Origin of the sequence: Dictyobacter aurantiacus (genome assembly GCF_003967515.1) — a bacterium.
Lineage (GTDB): Bacteria > Chloroflexota > Ktedonobacteria > Ktedonobacterales > Ktedonobacteraceae > Dictyobacter > Dictyobacter aurantiacus.
This window is the reverse complement of the sequence record NZ_BIFQ01000001.1, coordinates 2,180,433-2,204,685: the sequence shown is the minus strand read 5'-3', so window position 1 is coordinate 2,204,685 and position 24,253 is coordinate 2,180,433. Positions and strand designations below refer to the sequence as shown.

Below are 24,253 nucleotides of genomic sequence, written 5' to 3'. Positions count from 1 at the left end.
GTTGAGATATGGTGACGTAGCTAGCTGCGATCACGCGGCATGTACGCTTGCTTTTTATCGTTATGATATGCAGCGGCGGCCCCTGCCCATAAGTAGAAGGACACAAAGGGATGGGCCTCCCTGCGTAGATAAATGTATTATAACATCCCCTGATGGTGTGTGTATGTTCCCTTCTCCTTTTTTTCTAATCGATAGGACTATGGGCTATCAAATTAGCCTCTTTTCTCCTGCGGTTTAGGAATATTGTTTTAGGCAGCTTATGTACGATAGAGATGGTGGGCTCATGTGTGTCGCCCGGTATAGTGCGGCTGCCGTGTGGCGCGACAACCACGATCCGATCTATATGTGCACTGAATGTGCAGGTTTTTCGCGTTTACAAGTGCATTCAACATGCGCTATACTAGCGTAAAAATATCCGCGTTTTGGTTGTGTCTGGAGGAAATCTTTCGTGAAAATCACATGTAAGCAACAGGATTTGAGCCGTGGCCTCTCTATTGTGAGCCACGCTGTCTCGAGCCGGAGCACGCTCCCAATCCTGGCAAATATTTTAGTGTCAACGGACCAGGGACGCTTGAAGCTCTCTGCGACCAATCTGGAGATTGGTATTAACTGCCTGATCGATGCCGAAATTATGGAGGATGGCACGACGACGGTTCCGGCGAAGACCTTTACTGATCTGATCAATAGCCTGCGCCCGGGGCAGGTCGAGCTGAATGTGGCCGATGAGTCGAACGATGTTAATGTGAAGAGCACGGGGAGTAATGCCAATATTAAGGGTATGGACCCATCGGAGTTCCCTTTGATCCCCAGTGCGGAGGGTGATGAGGAGCCGATTATCCTGGACGCGGGCATGCTGAAAGATATGATCGCCCAGGTGGTCTTCGCGGCGGCTGACGATGACTCTCGTCCTGTGCTTACAGGTGTGCTGGTAGAGGTGGCCAATGAGCAGATCTCGTTCGCGGCGGCCGATGCCTTCCGTCTCGCGCTGCGCCTGGCACCCCTGGCCGGCCATACCGCCAGCCACAACAGCATCCTGATCCCGGCGCGTACCCTGAGTGAGCTGGCGCGTATCCTGCCCTCCGATGGAGCGGTCCAGATGGTGGTGACACCGAACCGCAGCCAGGTCCTCTTCCATACCGAGCATATCGACCTGGTCTCGCGCCTGATCGAGGGCACATTCCCCAACATTAAAGCGGCTATTCCAAAGGAGCATACGACGCGCGCCGTGGTGGAGACCAAAGAGTTCGCGGCCGCCGTCAAGACGGTGGCGCCGTTCGCTCGTGATAGCTCCAATATTACCCGCATTAAGATTGCCAGCGGTGGCGAGCAGGAGGCTGGCGCAGGCACGCTGACCCTCGAGGCGACTGCGGAGGATGTTGGTAACAATGTGACCACTATCAATGCGGCGGTCGATGGTCCCGATCAGGAGATCATCTTCAATGTGAAATACCTTGGCGATGTGCTGGCGATCCTGGATACGCCCGAGGTGGCCCTGGAAGTGACATCACCGGCTCGCCCTGGCGTTGTCAAGCCGGTTAGCGCGGCTGAATACACCTATGTTATCATGCCAATGAGCACAAATCGCTAACATCTTTCCACATTTACCAGTCTGATAAGAATGGAAATAGTAGGGCGAGGTTGTCCTCGCCCTGTTTTTTATATCGCTAGTGTAGATCTTCACGGATGGGTGCATGTATCTTTCTCGCCTCACATTATCGGATTTTCGGAATTATAAACAGCTGGAATTGCCATTAGGCCCGGGTGTTTTTCTCTTTCATGGAGACAATGCGCAGGGCAAGACCAACCTGCTTGAAGCAGTGAGCATGCTGGCGACGGCTACCTCTTTTCATGCCTCCAGTGATCGTGAAGTTGTCAACTGGTCGGCTCCAGATCATGTGGCTCGACTGGATGGCGTGGTGCGTCGGCGTGAGGATAGTATCGAGCTGGAGATATTGATTCTGGATCCCACTCCCCCTACGTTCGCACCTTCCTCGGGCGTTACGGTGAGTCCGCGCAGCATTGAATTGCCTGCCCATGCGCCTCGCAAACGCTATAAAGTGAATGGAGCGCCGAAACGGACCATTGATCTGATCGGGCAGATGAAGGTAGTGATGTTCGCGCCTTCGGATCTGCACCTGGTGGATGGGGGACCCGAAGAGCGGCGGCGTTTTCTGGATCGGGCGCTGTGCCAGGTCCAGCCTCGCTATAGCATGGCACTGGTTAAATATCGTAAAGTTGTGGCGCAGCGCTCGGCCCTGCTGAAGCGTATTCGCGAGAATCAGGAAGATCCGAAGATGCTCAACTATCTGGACGAGCAGCAGATTCAGCTTGCCAATCAGATTATCTATGAGCGTCGGAGGATGGTAGACGCGTTAAATGAGCAGGCTAATCACTTTCAACAAACCATCAGCGGCGGACGTGAGCAGTTGCAGATCGTCTATCGGCCTTCTTTTAAGGTAGAGTCCAGCTGGAGCCTGAGTGAGGCTTCACAACAGTATCAGGAACAGTTGCGTGAGATTCGCAAGAAAGAGATTATGCAGGGCGTCTGCCTGCGCGGCCCTCACCGCGATGACCTGGAGTTTCTGGTGAATGGCGTGAACATGCTATCTTACGGCTCAAGGGGACAGCAGCGGACCGCCGCTCTAGCCGCCAAGCTGGCGGAGCTATCGTTCATGCATACCAGTACCGGCGATCAGCCCATCCTGCTGCTGGACGATGTGTTTAGCGAGCTGGATGCTTCGCGTCGCGAATATCTGCTGGGCCAGGTGGCCCGCTATGAGCAGGTGATGTTGACCTCCACCGACCTGGAGAGCTTCCCCGCCGATATGCTGCAGCGTTCGCATCGCTACCAGGTGGTTGGCGGCGAGTTGCGCGGCGAAGATTGAGTGGCTGCCGCCGCTATAGGGCATCCTGAGCAAGCAGTCTTGCTTACTGTTGCTCGCTGCCCGCGCTCTTTTGCTGCAGCGCGCTCCAGTTCTGCTGCATCCTGGCTACTTCCGCCTCGCCGGGTGGTACGTGGCTGTAGCGCGCGGCTGTATATATCTCTGTTACTGCCTGTACCTCTGGCTCAAACACTGGCAAAGGTTGCACCAGCCGTTGTTTAAATTCCCCCGGTGTCTCCGCCTGCTGCCGCCGATAACCCTGGCTGGCCGCCCACTGGAGGAAGGCGCGATAGATCGCGCGTACATCCCGTAGCACAGGCATCTCATCCTCCTCTGTCTTGCGCTCTACGATAGGCGCTGATTGCTCATCTTTACGCCGCATCAGGCCTTGCCATAGATGGCTGAGCAGTCCCTTGATCTGCTGCCAGAACAGCTCCCAGGACCACAGGCTTTCATGCAGGTCGAGCGAGCGCCTACCAGCCCGGCGCCTGCGCAGCAGGACCACAACGAGGATGATCACGGCGACGAGAAGGGCGATCAGCAGGGCAATGAAAATGAAGCTCGCGATTGTTTGGACGGCCTGTGGGGGCGCCGCTCCCGTTTTGGGGTGTATTGCTGGTGGGGGAGCATGCTTGTTTAATTTAGGTGGCGTAAATTTAAATTTCTCCAGGGGAATCCAGGAGATCATAAATGCCATCAGCCAGGCAATGGCATAGGTTGCGCCATCGTAGATCCTGCCCAGCGGCGATAGAAATTGCTGGATCGCGGCCAGCAAGGTGGGGTTGATAATGATGCCCAGGGTCAGCCCGACCACCGCCAGCATCAGGCAGATGATGCCTACCGTGGAGAGGATCAGCCGATCCTGCATCAGCTTGCTGCCTTGCAGGCCTGTTATGTGATCCTGCCGGGTAAAAATCGCATAGGATAACGCTCTGGTCAGCAGCGCCAGTGAGAAGAAAAGCAACACCAGCAGTAGGAGATCAGCCTGGTCGCCATTGCCGATCGCTGGCAGCAGGCAGATGGCCACAAAGATGACGCTGCCGATGATGATCCCACGCAGCGTCTCGCTCGGCTCCAGTGCGTAGCGCGCGATCCGAATGCCGTGATAGCACAGAGCATAGGAGGCGATGATGAGGCCAATGACCGCGAAGGCGGTTGGATTGAAAAGCAAGAGATCAGAGAGCAGGGCCATCAGCCAGGCCGGATTCCATAGCGCATTTGTTCCCGCATAGAACGTGCCCCACACGACGCATAGGATGCCAATGCTCTGAAAAACCAGGACCAGATTGCCGCTATTGCCTCGGGCCGTCGTTTTACCATTGTTCTTTAATAGTTGATCCGGTAAGATCAGAGTGCACCAGGATGAGATTATCATCAATAAAAATGGCGCCCACAGTGGCGCGAATGGTTGATTCAGACCCAGAAAATGGACGCGTGCCAGCCCGATGAGCAGCGCTCCCATCCAGCATGACTCCAGGACCGCGTAAGACAGTGGAAGCAGTTGTTCCCCCCAGCTCATCACATCAGCCAGGCTCCGGGGAGGTGGACTCCATGGTCCTCTATGCTCCTGATCATCTCGTGGCGTCTGTGGCGTACTGTCCATTTTCAGAGCCTTTCTGCTTCTATCTAACCCTGTTCAACAGAGTCAGGCTATTGGTCATCCTGCTTGCTAGATTGTAGCCCTCCTATAAACCATTGTCAATGTGTTCTATGCCGCTTCCAACTGTGAAAAACCGGGTTACCTGTTATGCCAGATACTGATGTTCTTCCCATCGTAGATGTCATCTTGCTATTTTCTATATAGGATTTATCTCTTATCTCGCTCAACTTATCCACATTCTTGCATAGTTATCCACACTTATCCACCGCAAATGTGGATAAGTCAATAGATTTTGCTATAAGTACTATCTATCATGGATGGGTGGGCGTGAAGGGTAGTCCTGTAACTGGCGATGGGCGATTGTAGCCGGACCCGGATCAACGTTTTTCATGTCCCGCACATAGCGTAGAAAGCTGCGCTGCTGATTGCCAGGCGGTAACTTGATCGTCACCTGCTCGAAAAGAAGCGGATCCGTATCCTGAAGTTGGACAGCCGCAGGTGACGCAAAGAAGGTCCCTTGCTGTATACCACAGTAGGCGCAGAAACAGGCGTCAACGGGAATAATCCGCTGGCATGAGGTACAGCTAACCGTCTGCGACCAGTTTTGAGCGTCGATAGTGGTCTTGAACATATCATAGAGGATATGGGCGAGGCGATATTTGATGCGTTGCCTTAGTGTCGAAAACATAACCCAACCTTTCTCACTTCATCAACATCCATACGACACATACACGTATCTGTAGTTTAAATTGAAAAATGCGAGTATGTCAATAATAAAGCGTTAATAATGCATAAAGAATATCTTGGGGAGCAAAGCGCCAACTCACGGGCGGCCGCGTACGCGGCCGCCCTGGTTTTTTATGTTGGTGCATGGAGGCGCATCCGCGCCCCCATGCACCAACATAAAAAGGTAATTGGAAATGAGGGGTGTAGGTAATTGGAAATGAGGGGCGTAGGTGCGCCCCTCGCGGGCGCTTGCCGCAAAGCGGCCCCGTGCCCGGGCTCCCACGCCTTTCAAGTATAGGTTTTTGGAGAAGGAGGAAAAAACCTGGCGAGTCATGGTTTTCTGCTATAATACAAAACGATTTCCACATCATTTGTAGGAGAAAACATGAATCGCCATCATTTATTATCGCAATGGTCGGACCAGGTGTCAACGGCCTTTCCTCATCTTCGCTCATCGCAACTCAACGGGCTCGTCCTCTGGAGCGTTGGCATGACGCTGCTGGGCGCTTGTGGATGGTCGCAGATCAGTGCTCTGCTCGCGTGTGTCCTGGGTCAATCCGAGGACGCAGTAGCTCAACGTTTACGGGAGTGGTATCTGGATGCACATGACAAATGCGGTGACAAGCGACGGGAGATCGAGGTCTCCACCTGTTTTGCTTCCCTGTTGCGATGGGTGGTGCGCTGCTGTGGACCTCACACGCGCCGTATGGCACTGGCCCTTGATGCCACCACCCTGGGAGAACGCTGGACAGTGCTCTCGATCTGTGTGGTTCTTCGCTCCTGTAGTATTCCAGTGGCCTGGAAAGTGTTGGGGGCGCATGAGAAAGGGTCCTGGCGACCGCATTGGGAAGGCTTACTCGCGCATCTGCACGGGTGTGTGCCTGGAGAGTGGTTCGTGATCGTGATGGCTGATCGCGGACTCTATGCCCAGTGGCTCTATGAAGGGATTCGCACCTGCGGCTGGCATCCCTTCTTACGGATCAACGGCAACTGTAAAGCTCGACGAGTTGGCTCAGACGACTTTGAGATGATCGCGCAGTGGGTGCCCACACCTGGTCTATCGTGGAAAGGGCGTGTGGAGTGCTTCGCGAGCAAGCAGGCGCGGGTCAACGCGACGGTGTTGGTGCATTGGGAAGAAGGCTACGAGGGTCCCTGGGTCGTGCTGACGGATCTGCTTCCGCAGGAGGCTGAGGTGTGTTGGTATCGCATGCGCACCTGGGTCGAAACGGGGTACAAAGATTTCAAGCGGGGACTCTGGGGATGGCATCACAGTAAAATGACGCAAGCAGGGCGTGTGGAGCGTTTGTGGTTGGCGATGGCAGTTGCCCAACTGATGAGTGTGAGCATGGGGTGTGTCGCTGAAGAACAGCAGCGAGCGGCAAACAGTGAGCAGGAGTTGCCTGCAAGCCATATTGCGCGCAAGAAACGCTGCAGGCCCAACCATCAGCCGCGAGTGCGTCGATTGAGTTGTGTGGTACGCGGGCGGTTACAGGTGCTAGCAACCGTGCTCAATGACGAGCCGTTGTTGCAGGGGCAGATGCTCGATGAGCCATGGCCGCAAGACATGCAACCACCCAGAAAGCTACCAAGCGCCTCAGAGCGACACAAGCGGGAGAAGAAACAGGAGCGTAAGCGCCGAGCCCGAGCTCGTGAACGGGCCAGCGCTTAACGTTCCCCAAAAAACCTATACCTGTAAGGGCTCCCACGCTCCCCCAACGATATCATCTTTCTTCTCAAAGGTATGCCAGCATGTTATGTTGGATGTATTGAGCGTGAGGGAGGATTTTTAAGAAATCGCACGGCCTCTTGATAGAGGCGATCCGCTGGAATGCTGTCGATGATGTCAGTTTTGCTCCAGATGATGGCGGACTGGACCTGCTGGTCGCTGTAGGGATTGGGGTCAAGGGTGACACCATGGTGCCAGAGGGTTGAGGACCAGATGAAGCGGGCGTAAATGGTGCCCGGCAGAAAGGGGACGATGGTGGGGATATGCAGGGCGCCGGCGATGTGGCCGGGTCCCGTGTCGTCTGAGAGGGCCAGCGTGGCCCCGTAGCATAAAACGGCTACCTCGCGCGGGGTTTCGGTGCTATAGAAATAGACATGTGCGTTGTCCTGTACGCCGTTGAAGTGCTGGAGCCATTCGATCATGTCGGCTTTTTTGAAGCCTTCTGGCAGCTTCTCATCGGGTCCGCAAGCCAGTACAAAGCTGATCTTCTGGCCGGGTATGTCGCGCGCGGCATACTCGCAGAGCAGCTGCATAACCTCATCCCATAGCTCGTAGCACTTGGCCAGCACCACCGATTGAAAAAAGCAGACAATAAGGATGGAGTCGGGCGCGAACCCGATGCTTTGCTGCGTTTGCCGGTAGCGCTGCTCGTCCGCCGCCGTGAGCCGGATGCGAGGCTGCGTTGTCGATCCGGCCAGTGTTGAGTCCGGGAGTGCGAAGAGCTCACAGAGAAAATCAGCGTAGCGCCGCTCAGGCCCGCGCTGGGCGTAGTAGCGGACGCCCATGCGAAAGAGATTGTTCAGCACATGGAACACGCCATCCGTGGTGGTGTGCCGGGTACTGGTAGGCAGGCCATCGTGGGCGCCATGAAAATCCAGTACCAGCGTTTCCTGGTCGGGAGCGTTGGTGGTGTGTGTCGAGAGCAGGTCGCCAATGGTCAATGGCTCTGGCATCAGGCGTATGTCGATTTCCGGCCAGTAGGCTTCTTGATAGCTATTAAGATTAAAGAGCGTGCCAGAGCTTTGATCTATCAGGAGCTGAACGGGAATGTGGTCTTTGCGCAGGGAGCGCAGGATCTGCAGCGTGCCTTCGAGCAGGGCCGTCCCTACCACGCATTCCCCCAGCCGACCCGCTTTGCCGCCCAGCAAGATCATTATTTTGCTGGCCCGCCGTAGCGCCTGCCGATTCTCTTGCAGGCTTCGTCGTTCCTGGCTGGACAGTTCATACTCGGGATCGCGGGCCAGCTCGCCCATGAACGCCAGATCATAGCTTTCCATCTGTATCGGCTCTCCTGCGCATAGACTTTTGATTGATCGACCTTAAATCGCGGTTCAGTGTACAAAATGGGGTCAGACGATGTCAAGCATTGATCTGATAATTGGTGCCCGCCTGCTGGCGCAAGATCGCGATGAAGTCACGGCTGGCTGCCGGAAGCGCCTGGCTGCGGCCGAGACGTACCAGGGCGCTTTCGCGATAACTGGATGGGATATCCTGTACAGAGATCTCGACCACCTGCCCATTGTCCAACTCCTCCGCGATGGCTGTGCGCGTGATAAAGGCCGCGCCGATCCCTTGCCGCAGCAATTCTCGTGCCGTATGTACCGGAAGCTCCATCGTACGCTCGGAATGGGGATGGATGTGGGTGAGAATCTCGCTGAGGGCGAAGCCTTTCTGGACTAATAGCAGTGGGGAGGCGTGTATATGCACATCTTCCGCCAGTACGTGGGATTGTTGCGCCAGTGGATGGTGAGGTGGGGCGACAAAGATCAACGGCTCCCTGAAGCGCAGCAGGGTCGTGAGATCCGGATTGAGAAATGGCCAGCCGATCAAACCCAGGCGTGTAATGCCATCGTAGAGCATCTCCTCAACCTGTCGACTATGGCCGGTGCGTACAAAGATTTCAACCTCGGGATGGCTATGGTGGAATTCGGCGATCGTGGTGGGCAAAAAGCCGCCGCTAAATGACTCCAATGTGCCGATAGTGACACGTCCCCGCTTCCCCTCCTGGGTCAACTGCGCCACCTCTTTACCCTCGGCCAGAATCTCCAGCGCCCGGCGCGCATAGGGCAAAAAGCTCTCACCGCGCTCGGTCAGCGCCACCTTACGTCCACCTCGCGCGAAGAGCGTGCCGCCTACCTCCTCCTCCAAAGCCTGAATGCGTGTGCTCATGGTCGGTTGGGATAGATTCAGGGCGCGCGCTGCCTGACTAAAGCTGCCCTCACGAACGATACGCTCAAGCGTCAACAGCTGTTCCGTATCCATATCTTACCTTCTCTCTATTAGCTATTAAAAAATTTAATAACAAGTATAGGCTATATTGGATTGGATTATACCATGCTCTCCTCTATACTTTTCTTATGAGCTTTTTCTGAGAGGGAGGGAAACGGAGCATATGGGATTTTTGATGGCGTTACGTCGTCCATCGATCGCCTGGCTGTGGGTGAGTCAGGTTCTCTCTTCGATGGGAGACTATCTTTATAATCTGGCGGTGATCTGGATCGCTGTGCGCACGGCCGGGAGCGGCGCGGGCATCGTGGCGGCGGCTGAGGCAGCCTCGCAACTGGTATTTGGGTTGCTGGGAGGCGTCTATGCTGATCGCTGGGACCGCCGTGCGGTAATGGTAGTAGTGGATATCATACGGGCCGGAACAGTGGGCCTGATCGCGATCCTGGCGCTTTCTGGGGCCATTCAATTCTGGGAGCTGGTGGCTGCTGCCATCATTATTGGTAGTCTGGGATCCTTGTTTGAGCCTGCCTTACAGGCCAGCCTGCCGACCCTGGCTGGCGATGTGCCAACCTTACAGGCCACTAATGGTTTGATGGATGTGACCACGCGCCTGGCCAGGGCGCTTGGACCCAGCATGGCGGGGCTGCTGGTCCTCTTTATGCCCCTGGCCCAATTCTTTACCCTGGACGCGGTCAGCTATATCATTTCCTCACTGGCTATCCTATCGTTAGGACGGCATGTGATCTGGAAAGATACTGAGCGCATACCAGCGACCGCTGGCATAAAAGGGATCTGGAGCGATATTCGGGGTGCTATTACCCTGGTTAGCCGGCATAAGCCGCTCAGCTGGGCCATCTCGTTAAACGGCGTGATGAATCTGGCCTGGAGCGCGAGCTTTGTAATTGGCGTACCTCTGCTGGTTAACCAGGTTTTAAAGAGCAACGTAGGGGCGCTCGGCCTGATCATCGGTGCCTATGGGGTTGGCAATGTCATCAGCAACCTGGTGATGGGGAGCGTCCATGTCCGGCGGCCGATTCCCATTATTTTTGTGGGCAAGATTGTCGTTGGCCTGGGTTTTATGGTGCTGGCCTGGACTCATTCCCTGCCGTTGGCCGTCCTGGCCTCGGCCGGCGCCGCCTTTGGGGGTCCGATGGGTGACATTACCATGTTGACGATCATGCAGACCGAGCTTCCCGTAGCGCAACTGGGGAAAGTTTATAGCCTGCGCATGGTGCTGGCCAATGTCGGTGCATCCCTGGGATTGCTTATTGCCGTACCCATGTTTGCTCACCTCTCGGTAATGGCCGGCATCAGCATCTGCGCCGCGCTGATGATCGTTCTTGGCGTGATCGGTCTCTTTCGCTTCGGCCTGTTTTATCGGCATCCTGTGGATTCGGACCTCGCGCCTGAAGCATGAAAACCAATGTAAACAAAAGAAGCGGTGTGGGGTTCAAAGAGCCCCGCGCCGCTTCTTTTGCGTTTTTTATAGTATTAGACGCCGCGAGCCTGCGCATAACGCTTGGCAACGACATCCCAGTTGACGACGTTCCACCAGGCGTTCAGGTACTCAGGACGGCGGTTCTGGTATTTCAAGTAGTAGGCATGCTCCCATACATCATTACCGAGGATAGGATAGTTGCCATCAAGCACAGGGCTATCCTGATTGGCCGTTGAGGTGATTGCCAGGTTGCCGCTCTTATCCAGGATGAGCCAGGCCCAACCGGAACCGAAGCGTTTGGCGCCCGCATCGTTAAACGCTGTTTTGAAGGCGTCGAAAGAGCCAAACTTCGAATTGATGGCGGTAGCCAGGTCGCCCGTGGGCTCTTTGCTGCCACCGGGGGTCATGATCTCCCAGAACATAGTGTGGTTAAGATGGCCGCCACCGTTGTTACGGACCGCAGTCTGTTTGGCCTCGGGAACCTCATTGAGGCGGCGAAGCACTTCCTCAATGGGCAGGTTCGCGAACTCATGACCCTCAAGAGCCGCATTCAAATTGTTCACATAGGTAGCATGGTGCTTATCATGATGCAGCTGCATGGTCTGCGCATCGATATACGGCTCTAACGCAGCGTAGTCATACGGCAGTTTAGGAAGTTCAAAAGCCATAAAACTTCTCTCCTTACTCAAATAAATAGGAGGGAAATTCCCTCCTATTTTGACATTGTGGGTCTCAGTCTGCTCTTCTTGACAATAGTATTTCAAGCAGCCTGGAGAGGATATAGTCTACATGTTTAGTTGTATGCGATAGAGTATGCTATTGTCAAGCCGAGGAGCGCGTTTTTGTGCTCACTTTGCGCGCTTCCAATACTATATCGGGTCTATATGAGCGACCCGTCTATATAATTATACGCGCCAACCTAAACAAACAGTGACATGCAAGCTTGTCATAAGCAACAGAAAAGATAGAAATGTTCTGACGTTCATATATAGTGGGGTATAGTGGGGAGAATGAAACTATCTTTCTCAAGTAAAACGTGGTATAGTCTAATAGCAATTTCGTCATTGGACGAAATTGCTTTGGTTTGTTGGATAAATGTATGTGCGATTGTATGGAGCAGTGTTATGGCTCATGATTCCGTGCAGAATGATCGGCATCGGACGAGCGCCTTACCTCCTTCGAACGTAAAAACTATTTTGTTGGTGGAGGATGACATCAATATCGGCGAAGTGTTGCAGCAAGCTATAACGCAAGAAACCTCTTTTGTTGTTATACTTGTTCCGGATGGATTTCAGGCGCTCCAGATGGTTAAAGGGATTCGACCAAATCTATTTATCCTGGATTATCAATTGCCTCGTATGAATGGCATTGAGTTGTATGATAGATTGCATGCTATAGAGGAACTGGCTCATGTCCCGGCTCTGATGTTGAGCGCTCACCTGCCACGGCATGAGCTGAATAAGCGCCATATCCAGGGCATGAGCAAGCCTATCGATTTAGATGATTTTCTGCAGATGATCGAAAATCTCGCTGTCTAAATTTTAGCCATTTCGATGCTGATTTTGTTGTGGTGAGAGGTGATGGGGGCTACATTTCTTTCTTCAATGCATAGTCATTATCCAGTGCTTCCATCAGTTTATGGAACGCTGCCACCAGTTCACGATTACGCAATTGATAGTAGACCACATTGCCCTCACGGCGCCATGAGATTAATCCGATGGTTGTTAGCTGGCGCAGGTGCTCGGATGTAGTCGCAGCCGACAGTCCGATGGCCCTGGCAATCTCCCCTGAACGCATCTCTGGCATCTGCTTGTCTTCCCTGGAGTCCGTGAAGGATAACAACTCCAGAATGTAACGTCGGCTGGGATCGCAGACCACTCCCAGGAAGGTATCGACATATTTATCTACTTCTGCTGGTCGGCGTGGAGCCCTGTTTTGCTCTTGATGATTGGTGGAAGATGATTCTACCATAATCTCTCCTTTCCTTAACTCTCATGATGTAATGGTATTAGTTATTGTAGAACATAAACTCATCTTTTGAAAACCTCTAACAAGTTAACGCAGTTTTGCAACGTACGAGTGGGCATGCAGGTGACTCTTGTTGATGTGCCGCAGAGGTACCATTGATAGCGGTAAGAAACGCACAAAGATCAGAGTCTGTGTTATAATGCCGCCAAACCATTTGTTCTAATCGTTGTTTCTTAGGGACCATGATGGATCCCTTTGTCCTTTCCTGTTGGCCTGCCTCACAGTATAGAGTTGCCTGGTTATATACAACACGATGTTGTGGAGGGATATGTGCAATGGACGCGATTTGCTTTTTATATCGTCCCCGAGAGGTTGCATAATGAAAATCGGGAAAATAGTCAAGTCAGATTCTCATATTAACTATGTCTGTCAAGTTTTTGGTCCTCGCGAGGCTGATATTCAACCAGGCCCGGCGGACTATGCCTTCGGCCGTTTTGTGCGTGTCGCTGTACGCTCTGAGCGGTCCGATGATCCAGATGCGTTGCTTGATGAAGTGCTGGGCAATAGCCGGGAGCCGATTACATACGCGGTAGGTGTCATTTACGATACGATCTTACAAAATCCTGCCTTCGGTGCCCTGGGGCCGCGCCTCTCGAACGAGACGCAGGTAGAGCTCTTCTCGCCTGATTATATTTCTGAGAAGGCGGTGCTTACGTATATCATGATCCTGGGTATGATGGAAGAGCGTTCTGTGTTTGGTGAGGAACCAGAGGTGCTCTCGGTCATGCATGGGGTGCCTCTGCTCTCACTTGAGTTGGATAGCGAGATCGAGACCATGACCGACGCCGAGGTGCGCTCGTTTCACTACTTCGCTGATCCGGCTGGCGGGCCCGATAGCCAATCTCCCTATCTGCATATGGGTTATGTGCCCCATATCATTGCTCAGCGCAGTAGCTTGCTTCCAATGGTGACGTTGCGCATCATTGATCAGTTGGAGCGTTTATTTCCACAGAATCTCGCGCTCCTCTCCATTGTGAAACGGAATTTCGCCTGGCGCTTAAAAGTAGAAACGACCGGGTAGCGGAGGTAGCCAACGAACTATGCTTGAACCATCACAAACGGATTCTCCTACCCGCCCTTCGTACCGTCGACCAGTTGGTATTACCAAGGGACCGGGTGAGGAGACACATGAATATACCTTTGTCTCGCGTGACGATGACCAGGTCCTGAAAAACGGTGAGTATGTCTATTATGAGTTGCCAGATCCTGAGGTCGTTGTCTTAAATGGAGGCATCGGAGAGGTGCCGGTGCGCCGCGTGCTCGGGCGCGTCATTAAGCGCGTACCGTTACAGTTGTATCCAGATACTTTTCTGGGTGAGCCAGAGATCTCTCCCGCCGAGGTGGCGGCCATGGTGGGCTATAACTCTCGTACCAACGAACTGTTTGAGTTGCATGTCGCGATCATGGGTTATTATGATCCGGTTACTGGCTCATTTATCAATCCCTGGATTCCTCCGCAATCGGGCAAGCGGATCTACCTGGCCGATGATGCCATGCTGGCTGAGATTCTGAGCCGTAAGAAGGATATGGATCCCGGTTCGGCGACCGTCGGTTCGCTGTTGACACGTGCCCCCAACGCGGTTCCGATCGTGTTGTCGGTGAAGGACCTGGTGAGTACGCACCTGGCGATAATCGCCAGTACAGGTGCTGGTAAGAGCTACCTGGCCAGTGTGGTTATTGAAGAACTGATGAAGCCGCAAAATAAGGCCTGCGTGCTGATTGTTGATCCCCATGGTGAGTATGGTACCCTGGACCAGATCGCCAATTATGCGCAATTCTCGGCCGAGGGTGATGGGGCTGGTCGTGGCTATCGCGCCCAGGTGCAGGTCTATAAGCCCGAGCAGGTTAAGGTGCGTATCTCGACCTTGAATATCGGCGATATGCGCCAGCTGCTGCCAGAGATGACCGAGAAGCAGCAGTATCTGCTCAGCCGCGCCCTGCGCAAGGTACATGAAACCAAACGCAGCCATCCCTGGGGTGTGGCGGACCTCAAACAGGCCATAAAGGCGGTCTCACGGCAGAAAAATGATGAGGATAGCGAGGGGGCCGACGATTCCAGTACCGTGCACGCGCTGACCTGGCGTGTCGAGCAGCGCTTTGAGCACAGTTTTACCTTTGACGATACCCAGCACCTGGACCTGCCGGAAATTTTTCGCCCCGGCCAGTGTACAGTGCTGCAGCTCAATGAGATTGATGAGCGTGATCAGCAGGTGATTGTGGCCACGCTGCTGCGCCGCCTCAATCAGGCGCGTATGGATACGGAACGCGGCAAGGTACACTCTGGCGAATCATATCTGCCGTATCCCGTGTTTGTACTGCTGGAGGAGGCGCACCATTTCGCGCCAGGCGGGACCGAGGTCGTTTCTACCGGCATCCTCAAGCAGGTGCTGGCCGAGGGTCGTAAGTTTGGTATTGGCGTTGGCCTGATCAGCCAGCGTCCCGGTAAGTTGGATGCCGATGTACTCAGTCAGTGTCAGACGCAGTGTATCATGCGTATCGTCAATGAGATCGACCAGAAGAGCGTGGCCGCCGCCATTGAGGGCGTTGGACGTGATCTGCTGGGCAATCTGCCGGCGCTCTCAAAGGGGCAGGTGATCGTTGCTGGCGCCGCGGTAAATACGCCCGTTATTTGCCGTGTGCGTACGCGTTATACCCAGCACGGTGGCGAGAGTAAGGATGCGCCAGATCTATGGCAGCAATACTTTAACAAGGATACGCCGGAGAGCCGTCGCCGCTCAGATGCACCCCTGAACGGCAACCGGGGCTTCAATATGATGAGATAGATGCATGATAAAAAAAAATTCCCATCGCCTGATAGTCGCCTTGATCGCCCCACTAGCCTGGGGCGGTCTGTTATGGTTTACCTATATGGTGCAGCCATCCTCAATATTCACCATGCTGCTGTTCTTCGTTCTCTTATCGATCGCGCTCATGTGCAGTTTTTTCCCACTGACCTCGGTTGTAGGGGAGCGCCTGCTTTTCACGCGTCGCTACCGGGCCACCACGCGCCAGGCTCTGCGACAGGCCGCCCTGCTTACCATTATTGTCGTTGCCAATCTCGTTCTACTTGCCCTTCATAGCTGGAATATCCTGACGGCTTTTATCATTATCATCGCCGCCGTAATCGTCGAAGTCCTCTCTCTTGCCCGCAAAATATAGCTACCGCCCACTGATCATCTTCGTGCCCCTCCTCCACCGATGACGGCGACTCTGTTCCGGTTAGACTATTGGTAGGAAAGTACTAACCTTTATTACTGAACGCTTGTTAGTCTCTCTACTATGTTATCATCACATCCAGCAGTGTGTCATTTTTAATCATGCTGATTCAGGGCTATTAAAAATAGATGTAGCGGTTTCAATACGCATTATGAGGATGGCGCACTGTCAACGAGGGCTACGCGTATTCATCTGTACAACTGGAAGACAGATTTACGCGCCTCTATCTTCTATCGCAGGGATGCGTGCCCGAAGTACCCAGGAAATCCTGGATAGAAGAGAGTGATATGTGATGCAGATGAACAACAAATCACCTGAAAGCCGCCTTTATTGTAAAGGGGTGCCAACAGATCGGATGGGCCGCGTCTCACCTTTTGCTGTAGTGGGTTCATTGCTCTCCCTACTTCTTATTGTGGGAGCAGGCGCTCTGCTCCTGCTGCGTCCGGCGCTTTCATCCCATGCACAGAGCGTTGCCGCGGTCAACGGAGATTGCTCATTGATTGTGCCGTCCCAACCCTTAACGGCACAGGGACTGGCCACCCCCTATCAGTTGGTGGCAACCGACCGCGACAAAGGAGCATGCCACGAGAATAATCTCAAGCAGGCCGCGTTTGTCCAGGGCGCTATTTTTGATCCTCAGACCAACCAGATCTCTATTTATAATCCCCTGGTCGTCGATCGTGGGGATAAGCCAGCCGTCGCGCCTGTTGTGCCTAAACTGCCATCGGGCGCCGTTGTTGGCCTCTGGTTTGGCTTTAATGGCGACAATCTGACCCTGCGCGGAGACAAGCAGAATCTGCAGACCAGCAATTGTGTCAATGGTCTGGCCGATTCCATCTTTGGTCAGTTCGCCTATTGTAATGCATCGGCATTTTTCAATGCTGCCAATCAGGCTATCACGAGCGGTAAATTGACTGTACCGGATCTGGGTACGGCCAGTGATGGTATGACCTGTCCTACTGTGCGGGATTTTAGCTTGATTGACATGGACCAGAGCGACAACGTCACGACTCAGTACATTATTGATCCTGCTACCGGGCACATGGCGCAGCATACCGATGCGGTTGCGAGCCAGCTGCCGCAGGGTACCCTGCTGTCCAATGGTAGTGATAACGGCTTGCTCTCGCTCGGCCTTGATAGCGCGCTCAACTGTCGTTCCTGGGTTGCTCCTGACCTTGCCAATCCTGGTCATACTGTACCGGCCCTGCCTCTTAACGAGTTGCAGGCGGCGGCCCACCAGGCGGCGCCAGTGGCATTGGTTCCCAGCGGTGATCCTATGGTTAAAGTTGGAGACAACTCTAGCCTGGCCAAGGTAAACCTGTATCGTGCCGGCGTTGATCAGCCCCTGGCCCAGAGCCTGGCGAATGCCAATACCGCGCAGTACTGTCTGAGCTTCCTGGACAATGCCCCCTCGCGTATCTTCGCCGATAAGGCCATGACCATCCAGAAGCCTTCGGCCGATCCCCTGCTGGCCAATAACCTCTTCACCTTCCTGGCGCAGCGCTTCAACGGCAGCTGGGGACCTGGTGGTCTGAATTGCCAGGGTCTGCTGGGTCTGCAGAGTCCCATCAAATTGACCATGCAGGGCAATATCACCGTCGACGCCACTCTGGTCGGCACACGACCCGTGAAAGGCAAGCAGGACCAGAATCAGCCGGCGAAGAAGCCAGATACAGATAAGCAGCAGAGCACACCAACGCCAGTAGCTACGCAGCCAGCTACAGGTAAGCAGCAGCAGAGCACACCAACCCCGGTAGCCACGCCAACGGCGACTGGTACGCCACAGCAGCAGAGCATACCGTCGCCGGTAGCTACGCCAACGGCGACTGGTACGCCACAGCAGCAGAGCATACCGTCGCCGGTAGCTACGCCAACGGCGACTGGTACGCCACAGCAGCAGGGCACGCCGACGTCAACTGCCACGCAGCCCGTCACAAAATAGCAAACAAAAAAGCTGAGAATGCGCAGCGTGCATTCTCAGCTTTTTTGCGGCAGATTTATTCTTTGATATCGCGTGTGACTGTGAGTGCGATGGAGACCACGAGAAAGATCAGGCCATAGACCAATGCTACCCACAGGGTATGGGGACCATCAACCTTGACCAGTGGAGGGATGCCAACCGCCTCGACCTGTAGCCTGGCAGGCATGACCTGGCTGGCCATGACGTTCAAGTTGGGTCCCAGGAAATAGGCAGTCACATTTTTCCAGATGTCATTCTGGGTGATCAGATAGCCCAGGCGAAGAAATTGGGCGCCAATATTATCGACCGGGAACCAGGCCAGGCCGGCGCTTAAACCGATCGTCAGTGAGCGTCCCAGCACGCTGAACATGGTACCGAGCAGGATTGTTACCACGGTACTGATCAAGACCGTGAGCAGATAGAGACCGCTATCTGACCAGAACTGAGCGTTCAACGCTTTTAAGGCATCCAGGTTTCCGGCTTTCGCCTGCAGCACGATACAGATCATTACCGACGTCAACAGTAATGAGGCAATGATAACAAGCGCAGCCATGATCAAAACACTGGTCACTTTGGCCGCCAGTAATGTCAACTTGCCTACGCCACGTGCTATCAGCACGCGAATGGTGCCCATTTGATATTCCAGGCCAATGACGTATGCCACCAGCACCAGAAAGTAGAGCCCCGTAAAGATCTGAATAAATGCCAGCCCGTTCTCCATCTCCCTGTACATGAAGTCTAGGGGATGTGCGGTGATATATTCTTTTAAGTTGCTACTCAAGAGCCTTACCAGTGTGCCAGCGCACAGAAACATAGCGACCAGGACCAGTGGAATCCAGGTTGACCAGCGGCGCGACATCTTCAATAATTCGCCACGGACAATGCCGAAAAAGCTGGGGGTAGAGGCCCGGAGCTGTGTCCGTTCCGCCTCGCTTGTCATAATTGCTGTACTCACTTTATCTCTCCTGAGCCACTATTCGTCAATTCAAGGAAGATCTTTTCCAGGTCCCTGGTTGCAGGTGTCAGTGTATCCGGCACGAATCCCGCCTGTACCAGGAAAAGATTCAGGTTGCGTCCTTTCCCTTCGGGCGCCGGCGTTACCAGAGTTCCCTCTGGATCAATGTATGCCCCCTTTCCCCAGGCTTCTTTTTGAAGCAGTTGCAGGGCAGCAGCCGCATTTTCCATCTGGACACTAAATTCGCCATCTCCCCGGATCAGATTTTCAATGGTGGTTTCCCGAACCAGGGAGCCCTGAGAGATAATCGCCACGCGTGTACAGATCTGCTGCACCTCGGTGAGCAGGTGACTGGAGATCAGCACGCTCTTGCCCTCGGACGAGAGGCGATGCATCAGGTCGCGCATCTCTACGATGCCGGCGGGATCGAGTCCATTGGCGGGCTCATCCAAAATGACCAGGCCCGGGTCCTGGAGCAAGGCGATGGCGATGCCCAGGCGCTGTTTCATACCCAGTGAATAGGTGCGGACACGATCCTTCTGACGGGCCGAGAGCCCTACCAGTTCGAGTACTTCATCGATACGTTTATTGGAGACACCACCCAGGACGGAGCCAACGGCTCGCAGATTGTCACGTCCAGACATATAGAGGTAGAGGGCGGGCGTCTCAATTAGCGCGCCCACGCGGGGAAGAACCTGTGAACGATGGTGGGCTAGCTCCTTGCCCAGGATCTCAATGCTGCCCGAAGTCGGTGTAATCAATCCCAGTACCATACGGATGGTCGTCGTTTTACCGGCGCCATTGGGACCCAGGAAGCCAAAGATATCACCCTTATGAACTTCCAGGCTAAGGTTATTGACGGCTATGCGCTGCTTATATTGTTTACTCAGGTTGTTCGTGCGCAATACTACTTCATCTGAACGAGACAGGCTGCCGTGAGAACGCTGTGTCACGGGTATCGCGGGAGGTCCATATGCCATGTGCTTGATCGTCCCTTTCATGTAATTTCAATCTTTATTAATAGAAATGCGTGTATTTAATAGGCCATAGCGTGCATATAAAAAGAAGGATACCAGTGCGTTGCACACTTATAAGGAAGAGTATAAGCCGTTATTGTCGCGAAGATGTTATATAATTGTCGCAAATTTGTCTCAATTATATCGGAATGTGAGATATAGGCTGTAAATATAGACAAAAAGAAAGCCCTCCAGTCATTTACGACTGGAGGGCTTTCTTTTTTTGTTCTGCCTGGGAAGACCTACTCGGCGGCTACAACCGCTGCTTCCGCGCCAGCTAACAGCTCGGCAATCGAGGGGCGGTCGGGAAACTCGCTCACGATGCTTACCTCGCGGCGCTCGCGGTTCGCGTGGCCGAATTTCACATAGCCGTCGGTGAGTGCATACAGGGTATGATCACGACCGACGCCGATGTTGACGCCCGGGCGAATTTTGGTGCCGCGCTGGCGCACAATGATGCTACCAGCGGTGACGAGCTGACCATCGAAGCGCTTGACGCCAAGCATTTTAGGTTTGCTATCTCGACCATTGCGAGAGCTACCCATACCTTTTTTATGTGCCATGAATTAATCCTCCGTTAACACGCCTCTGGACCTGATTACTTCTCTTTGGAAACGAGGCTCTTGCCTTCAGCGAAAACATCGTCAATGCGCAGAACGGTCAGTTCCTGGCGATGGCCGCGGCGATGGCGATAGCGCTTTTTGGATTTGTATTTGAAAACGATCAATTTTTCGCCGCGAGTGTGGCTTTCAACGGTTGCCAGCACTTCAGCTTTTTCTACAAATGGGGCGCCGACGAATGTGTTATCGCCGTTAGAGATCAACAGGACCTCGCCGATGCGGAGCTGCGCGCCCTCTTCGACTGCAAGTCGGTTCACTTCAAGCTTATCGCCTACGGAAACCTTGTATTGCCGTCCACCACTTTTAATGACTGCAAACATGCTTTTATTTCTCCTTAATAAGGTCCCTACGCTTAAATCCAGGAGGATACGTAGAAGGCATGGGTGGCTCGCCATTCTGAACAGTTCCTGTTTCCTGGACGTTTGTCTCAGATTTTGACTGAAAGATGCGTCAGGCTGAATTTAGCCGACATCCTGGCTCAGTATATAGATACACACCACTGGCCATTCAGCGTAGGGGGCTGACACACACATTGTGTGTGAGGCTCTTGAGGGTGATTATGCACTTTTAGACATAGGAATACCACTGTCATTTGTGCTTCCACATGATAGCAGTGATTATCCGTGCTGTCAAGCGATATCGCGGGACAATTACCATTCTTTTCTTCCCGACAATATTGACACCAGTTTTTTCGCATTGCGAAAAAACTGGTGTCAATATTGTCCGAAAACAAACTATTGATAAGTCTATGATTATAAGGAGGTAATAATATCTGCGGACGCAGTCACGTGCAAATATAACTAGATTTGATCCTGAGGATGAAATAAATAGCGGCAATCTGCCCCATCCGTAAGGGCCGAATTATCTGTCAATCGTGCTGGCAGCAGGGTTTATCAAAGAGAAACATCAAACCTTTCTTTTGAAATACTGCACCCTTCGTATTGACAAATGATAATTTTTCAGTTATAAATTTTGCATACACGATTTCCATAGATACATAGTATTTGATTAACCTTTTTCTATGTATTCTAGGAATGTTGAATTTAGTATACGCCAATGCTGGCGTATAGCAGTACAAAAGCGGTTTTTGTTAAAATTGATGATCGATTGCGCTACATATGGACAAGTTCTTGCGGCATCTGCAACCGGGTTATAATTGTGACTCTAGTTTGTGGAGCTATAGTCCAATTCTAGCTATAAGCAACTCTTGTCCGAAATAGAGTGACATCTGAGTTGTATCTCAGATGTATTTTTATACTCAATTGCAGCTGTAGCGTGATTGCATTTATTTATGTCGGTCTGGTATCGTTTATGATGCGTTAATGCATCAATGTTCTTGGTTCCAAAGAAGGAATAAAAGGAAGGTATCATCATGGGCAATCCTCAGCAAAGCCTCGTTCAAAGTTTCCTGAGCGGTAAGATTGGTAGGCGTGCGTTTATTAACCGGGCCGTCGGGCTTGGTGTTTCTCTCGCCAGCGTTGAGGCCTTTGTCGCGGCCTGCGGCGGCGGCAGTGGTAGCGGTGGCTCCAGTTCCTCGATTACGTGGTCCAACTGGGCCAATACCGGTGAGCTGGTACGCTTTAAAGCTTTCACCGAAGACTACAACAAAAAGCACAACACCAATGTGAACTATAATTACGTCCCCTCGGCCAACAACAACTATTTTACCAAAATCACGACCGAGCTCAATGGTGGTAATGCGCCGGACGTATTCTATGTTGGTGATGGCGACATCGCCAAGCTGGTCGCGAACCAGACGGTTATGCAGCTGAACGACCTGCTCTCCAGCTCAAAGAGTAAAGAGTCTGCTGACGACTACTTGCCTGGCCTGTGGGGCGCTGCCAAAACCAAGAGCGGAAAGATCTTTGGTGTGCCTGTAGACTGCAATCCTCTGCTGCTCTGGTTCAACAAGAAAGTGTTGACCGATGCTGGCATCAAAGATATGCCCACCGATCTCTATGCGCAGAACAAGTGGACGCGTGATGCCTTCCAGGAGATGATCCAGAAGATCCATGCCAGCGGCAAGCAGGGCTTCATCCTTGATGCCTGGGATATGCAATATTGGGCCTGGTGTACCTCCAATGGTGGTAAACTCTATGACAACAATAATTATGGCAACTTTATCGTCCACGAAGACCCCAAGTCATTGGATGCCATGAAGTGGCTGGCCGAGCAGACAAAGCAGAAGACCATCGTCTATGCTGGTACCCTGCCAAAGGGCCAGGGCTCGGATCTGAACTTCATCGGTAACCAGGTCGGCTTTATCTCGGTTGGCCGCTGGGATCTGCCAGAGTTCAAATCTGCCGGTGGCCTGCAGTACGACTGCGTACCCTTCCCATCTCCTTCCGGCACCATCGCTCCCGCGCCGGTGGCCCTGGCCTATATGGTCATCAACAAGAAGACCAAACTGAAGGACCAGGCCTTTGATTTCCTCACCAACTTTGTCTCGGCTGACGGCCAGACGTTCCGCCTGCATGGTGGTGGTAACGCCGTCCCTTCAATCAAATCTACTGATACAGAAAAAGTGGTCACGGAAGGCGGTGTTCCTGAACACGCCAAGTTCCTGCTCGATGCGCGTAACATCGGCTATGGTCTTCCTCCGGCTGAGGGTAGCGCCCCTGGCCTGCCGGGTGACATCCAAACCGCCCTCGATCCAGTCTGGCTGCAAGGTAAAGACGTTACCACCGCGCTCGCCGGTATCGCTGCCATGGCCAATCCCCGTATTAAAGCCGCCCAGGACAAACTCCAGTAAGCTGGTAATACTGTTCACGAGCGGTACACATCTACTTTGTGTATGTGGGGAAATAGCCTTTTTGACAAGGCTATTTCCCTCACCATCTTCACCACAGGCTGCTTTCCCTCGCAGTCTCTTGAAAACATAGGGGTTAAGGTACGAGACATGGAGTATCAAGTCAGTTCGCTTGGGGTGGCTAAACAAGGGTCATCAAGGAATAACTTGCGCCGACGTCAGATGAGTGAAGCCTTCTGGGGTTACTTCTTCATTCTTCCTCAAATGATTGGACTTGTGGCGTTTGCATTAATTCCTCTCATTATGGTGTTCGTATATAGCGCCAACAACTGGGATGGGCTGGGTGCCTTCACATTTGTTGGCTTTCAGAATTATATTGATCAGTTTAACAGCCCTGACCTGCATATTGCGCTGTGGAATACTCTGTATTACACTATCCTGACTGTACCGGGTGGGTTGATTCTGGCGCTGCTGGCTGCGTTGGGACTCAACAATGTGCGTGGCAAAACGGTCTATCGTGTGATCTACTTTATGCCGGTGGTTACCAGTAGCGTGGCCGTGGCGGTGATCTGGGGCTGGCTGCTCAACAGTGATTTCGGCTTGATCAATGTTCTGCTCAAGGACTGGTTTCATATTCACGGACCTGGCTGGATAACTGATTCCCGTTTTGTTCTTCCTTCGATCGCCCTGCTAAGCATCTGGAGCAGCCTGGGCTTTAATATGATTATCTTCCTGGCTGGCCTGCAAGGTATTCCGGCAACATACGCCGAAGCTGCTCGCATTGACGGTGCTAATCGCTTGCAGCTCTTCTTTGGCGTGACGCTGCCAATGCTCACTCCTACCCTCTTCTTTACCACTGTCCTGTCGGTTATTAGCTCTTTCCAGGTTTTTGACCAGGCATTCGTGTTGACTGGTGGTGGCCCGGGTAAAGATAGTTATACGATCGTGTATCACATGTACCACCTGGCTTTTGAGCAAAACCAGTTTGGCGAAGCCAGTTCGGCGGCCGTAATCCTGTTCGCGATCCTGTTAGTGCTGACACTGCTTCAGCTCGGGTTCCAGCGCCGCTGGGTCACCTACGACGTATAGAGCATGTACGGAAAAGAGGAGT

Annotated in this window: 21 protein-coding genes; 11 read left to right on the top strand and 10 right to left on the bottom strand. The window is 53.1% G+C overall.

The features are described 5' to 3' along the window. Positions 1–448: 448 nt before the first annotated feature. Entirely contained in the window at positions 449–1,588 is a 1,140-nt protein-coding gene (gene dnaN, locus KTT_RS08835) for a DNA polymerase III subunit beta (RefSeq protein ID WP_126595634.1), read from the top strand. 103 nt (positions 1,589–1,691) lie between these two features. Continuing rightward, positions 1,692–2,885 carry a DNA replication/repair protein RecF gene (gene recF / locus KTT_RS08830; protein ID WP_126595633.1) on the top strand — a complete coding sequence of 398 codons (1,194 nt, stop codon included), beginning with the start codon at positions 1,692–1,694 and terminating at the stop codon, positions 2,883–2,885. Between the two features lie 43 nt (positions 2,886–2,928). On the opposite strand, the gene KTT_RS08825 is transcribed toward recF, so the two are convergent. Continuing rightward, positions 2,929–4,485: a DUF4129 domain-containing protein gene (locus tag KTT_RS08825; RefSeq protein ID WP_126595632.1), complete on the bottom strand. Its 1,557-nt coding sequence runs from the start codon at positions 4,483–4,485 to the stop codon at positions 2,929–2,931. A gap of 301 nt (positions 4,486–4,786) precedes the next feature. Next, positions 4,787–5,170 (bottom strand): hypothetical protein, encoded by a 384-nt coding sequence (locus KTT_RS08820; protein ID WP_126595631.1) that lies wholly within the window; start codon positions 5,168–5,170, stop codon positions 4,787–4,789. 423 nt (positions 5,171–5,593) lie between these two features. Here KTT_RS08820 and KTT_RS08815 point away from each other — a divergent pair, with 423 nt between their 5' ends. Then, positions 5,594–6,877, top strand: a complete 1,284-nt coding sequence (locus KTT_RS08815) for a hypothetical protein (RefSeq protein ID WP_126594039.1) — start codon at positions 5,594–5,596, stop codon at positions 6,875–6,877. Between the two features lie 83 nt (positions 6,878–6,960). Here the strand turns inward: KTT_RS08815 and KTT_RS08810 are convergent, their stop codons facing one another. Both KTT_RS08810 and KTT_RS08805 read right to left on the bottom strand, forming a co-directional pair. Next, on the bottom strand, positions 6,961–8,211 hold the full coding sequence (locus KTT_RS08810) for a glycosyltransferase family 9 protein (RefSeq protein WP_126595630.1): 1,251 nt from the start codon (positions 8,209–8,211) through the stop codon (positions 6,961–6,963). A gap of 82 nt (positions 8,212–8,293) precedes the next feature. Further along, the gene (locus KTT_RS08805) at positions 8,294–9,196 is read right to left on the bottom strand and encodes a LysR family transcriptional regulator (protein ID WP_126595629.1); all 903 of its coding nucleotides are present in this window, start codon (positions 9,194–9,196) and stop codon (positions 8,294–8,296) included. Between the two features lie 130 nt (positions 9,197–9,326). Between KTT_RS08805 and KTT_RS08800 the strand changes: the two genes are divergently transcribed. Next, positions 9,327–10,577 (top strand): MFS transporter, encoded by a 1,251-nt coding sequence (locus KTT_RS08800; protein WP_126595628.1) that lies wholly within the window; start codon positions 9,327–9,329, stop codon positions 10,575–10,577. Between the two features lie 74 nt (positions 10,578–10,651). On the opposite strand, the gene KTT_RS08795 is transcribed toward KTT_RS08800, so the two are convergent. After that, entirely contained in the window at positions 10,652–11,266 is a 615-nt protein-coding gene (locus tag KTT_RS08795; RefSeq protein WP_126595627.1) for a superoxide dismutase, read from the bottom strand. Between the two features lie 456 nt (positions 11,267–11,722). Here KTT_RS08795 and KTT_RS08790 point away from each other — a divergent pair, with 456 nt between their 5' ends. Continuing rightward, positions 11,723–12,136 carry a response regulator gene (locus KTT_RS08790; protein WP_126595626.1) on the top strand — a complete coding sequence of 138 codons (414 nt, stop codon included), beginning with the start codon at positions 11,723–11,725 and terminating at the stop codon, positions 12,134–12,136. A 49-nt stretch (positions 12,137–12,185) separates the two neighbouring features. On the opposite strand, the gene KTT_RS08785 is transcribed toward KTT_RS08790, so the two are convergent. Next, the gene (locus KTT_RS08785) at positions 12,186–12,569 is read right to left on the bottom strand and encodes an ArsR/SmtB family transcription factor (RefSeq protein WP_126595625.1); all 384 of its coding nucleotides are present in this window, start codon (positions 12,567–12,569) and stop codon (positions 12,186–12,188) included. A gap of 376 nt (positions 12,570–12,945) precedes the next feature. On the opposite strand from KTT_RS08785, the gene KTT_RS08780 reads away from it, so the two are divergent. From KTT_RS08780 to KTT_RS08765, 4 genes are all read left to right on the top strand, one after another. Then, positions 12,946–13,647: a DUF8166 family protein gene (locus KTT_RS08780; RefSeq protein ID WP_126595624.1), complete on the top strand. Its 702-nt coding sequence runs from the start codon at positions 12,946–12,948 to the stop codon at positions 13,645–13,647. Between the two features lie 19 nt (positions 13,648–13,666). Next, positions 13,667–15,409, top strand: a complete 1,743-nt coding sequence (locus KTT_RS08775) for an ATP-binding protein (protein ID WP_126595623.1) — start codon at positions 13,667–13,669, stop codon at positions 15,407–15,409. A 4-nt stretch (positions 15,410–15,413) separates the two neighbouring features. After that, positions 15,414–15,785, top strand: coding sequence for a hypothetical protein (locus tag KTT_RS08770; protein WP_126595622.1), 372 nt, complete (start codon positions 15,414–15,416; stop codon positions 15,783–15,785). 346 nt (positions 15,786–16,131) lie between these two features. Beyond that, entirely contained in the window at positions 16,132–17,784 is a 1,653-nt protein-coding gene (locus KTT_RS08765) for a hypothetical protein (RefSeq protein WP_126595621.1), read from the top strand. A 55-nt stretch (positions 17,785–17,839) separates the two neighbouring features. Here the strand turns inward: KTT_RS08765 and KTT_RS08760 are convergent, their stop codons facing one another. The 4 genes from KTT_RS08760 to rplU all read right to left on the bottom strand — a co-directional run bounded on the left by KTT_RS08760 (position 17,840) and on the right by rplU (position 20,713). Next, a complete protein-coding gene (locus tag KTT_RS08760; protein WP_126595620.1) occupies positions 17,840–18,757 on the bottom strand; it encodes an ABC transporter permease in 918 nt (305 codons plus the stop codon). Then, positions 18,754–19,737, bottom strand: a complete 984-nt coding sequence (locus KTT_RS08755) for an ABC transporter ATP-binding protein (protein WP_160145752.1) — start codon at positions 19,735–19,737, stop codon at positions 18,754–18,756. Before KTT_RS08755 ends, KTT_RS08760 begins: the two co-directional genes overlap by 4 nt. Positions 19,738–20,015: 278 nt before the next feature. Then, positions 20,016–20,336 (bottom strand): 50S ribosomal protein L27, encoded by a 321-nt coding sequence (rpmA, locus tag KTT_RS08750; RefSeq protein ID WP_126595618.1) that lies wholly within the window; start codon positions 20,334–20,336, stop codon positions 20,016–20,018. Positions 20,337–20,371: 35 nt separating this feature from the next. Further along, the gene (gene rplU, locus KTT_RS08745) at positions 20,372–20,713 is read right to left on the bottom strand and encodes a 50S ribosomal protein L21 (RefSeq protein WP_126595617.1); all 342 of its coding nucleotides are present in this window, start codon (positions 20,711–20,713) and stop codon (positions 20,372–20,374) included. A 1,052-nt stretch (positions 20,714–21,765) separates the two neighbouring features. On the opposite strand from rplU, the gene KTT_RS08740 reads away from it, so the two are divergent. Together KTT_RS08740 and KTT_RS08735 are read left to right on the top strand one after the other, a co-directional pair. Then, entirely contained in the window at positions 21,766–23,145 is a 1,380-nt protein-coding gene (locus KTT_RS08740; RefSeq protein WP_126595616.1) for an ABC transporter substrate-binding protein, read from the top strand. 147 nt (positions 23,146–23,292) lie between these two features. Next, entirely contained in the window at positions 23,293–24,231 is a 939-nt protein-coding gene (locus KTT_RS08735) for a carbohydrate ABC transporter permease (protein ID WP_126595615.1), read from the top strand. The last annotated feature ends 22 nt before the right edge of the window (positions 24,232–24,253 follow it).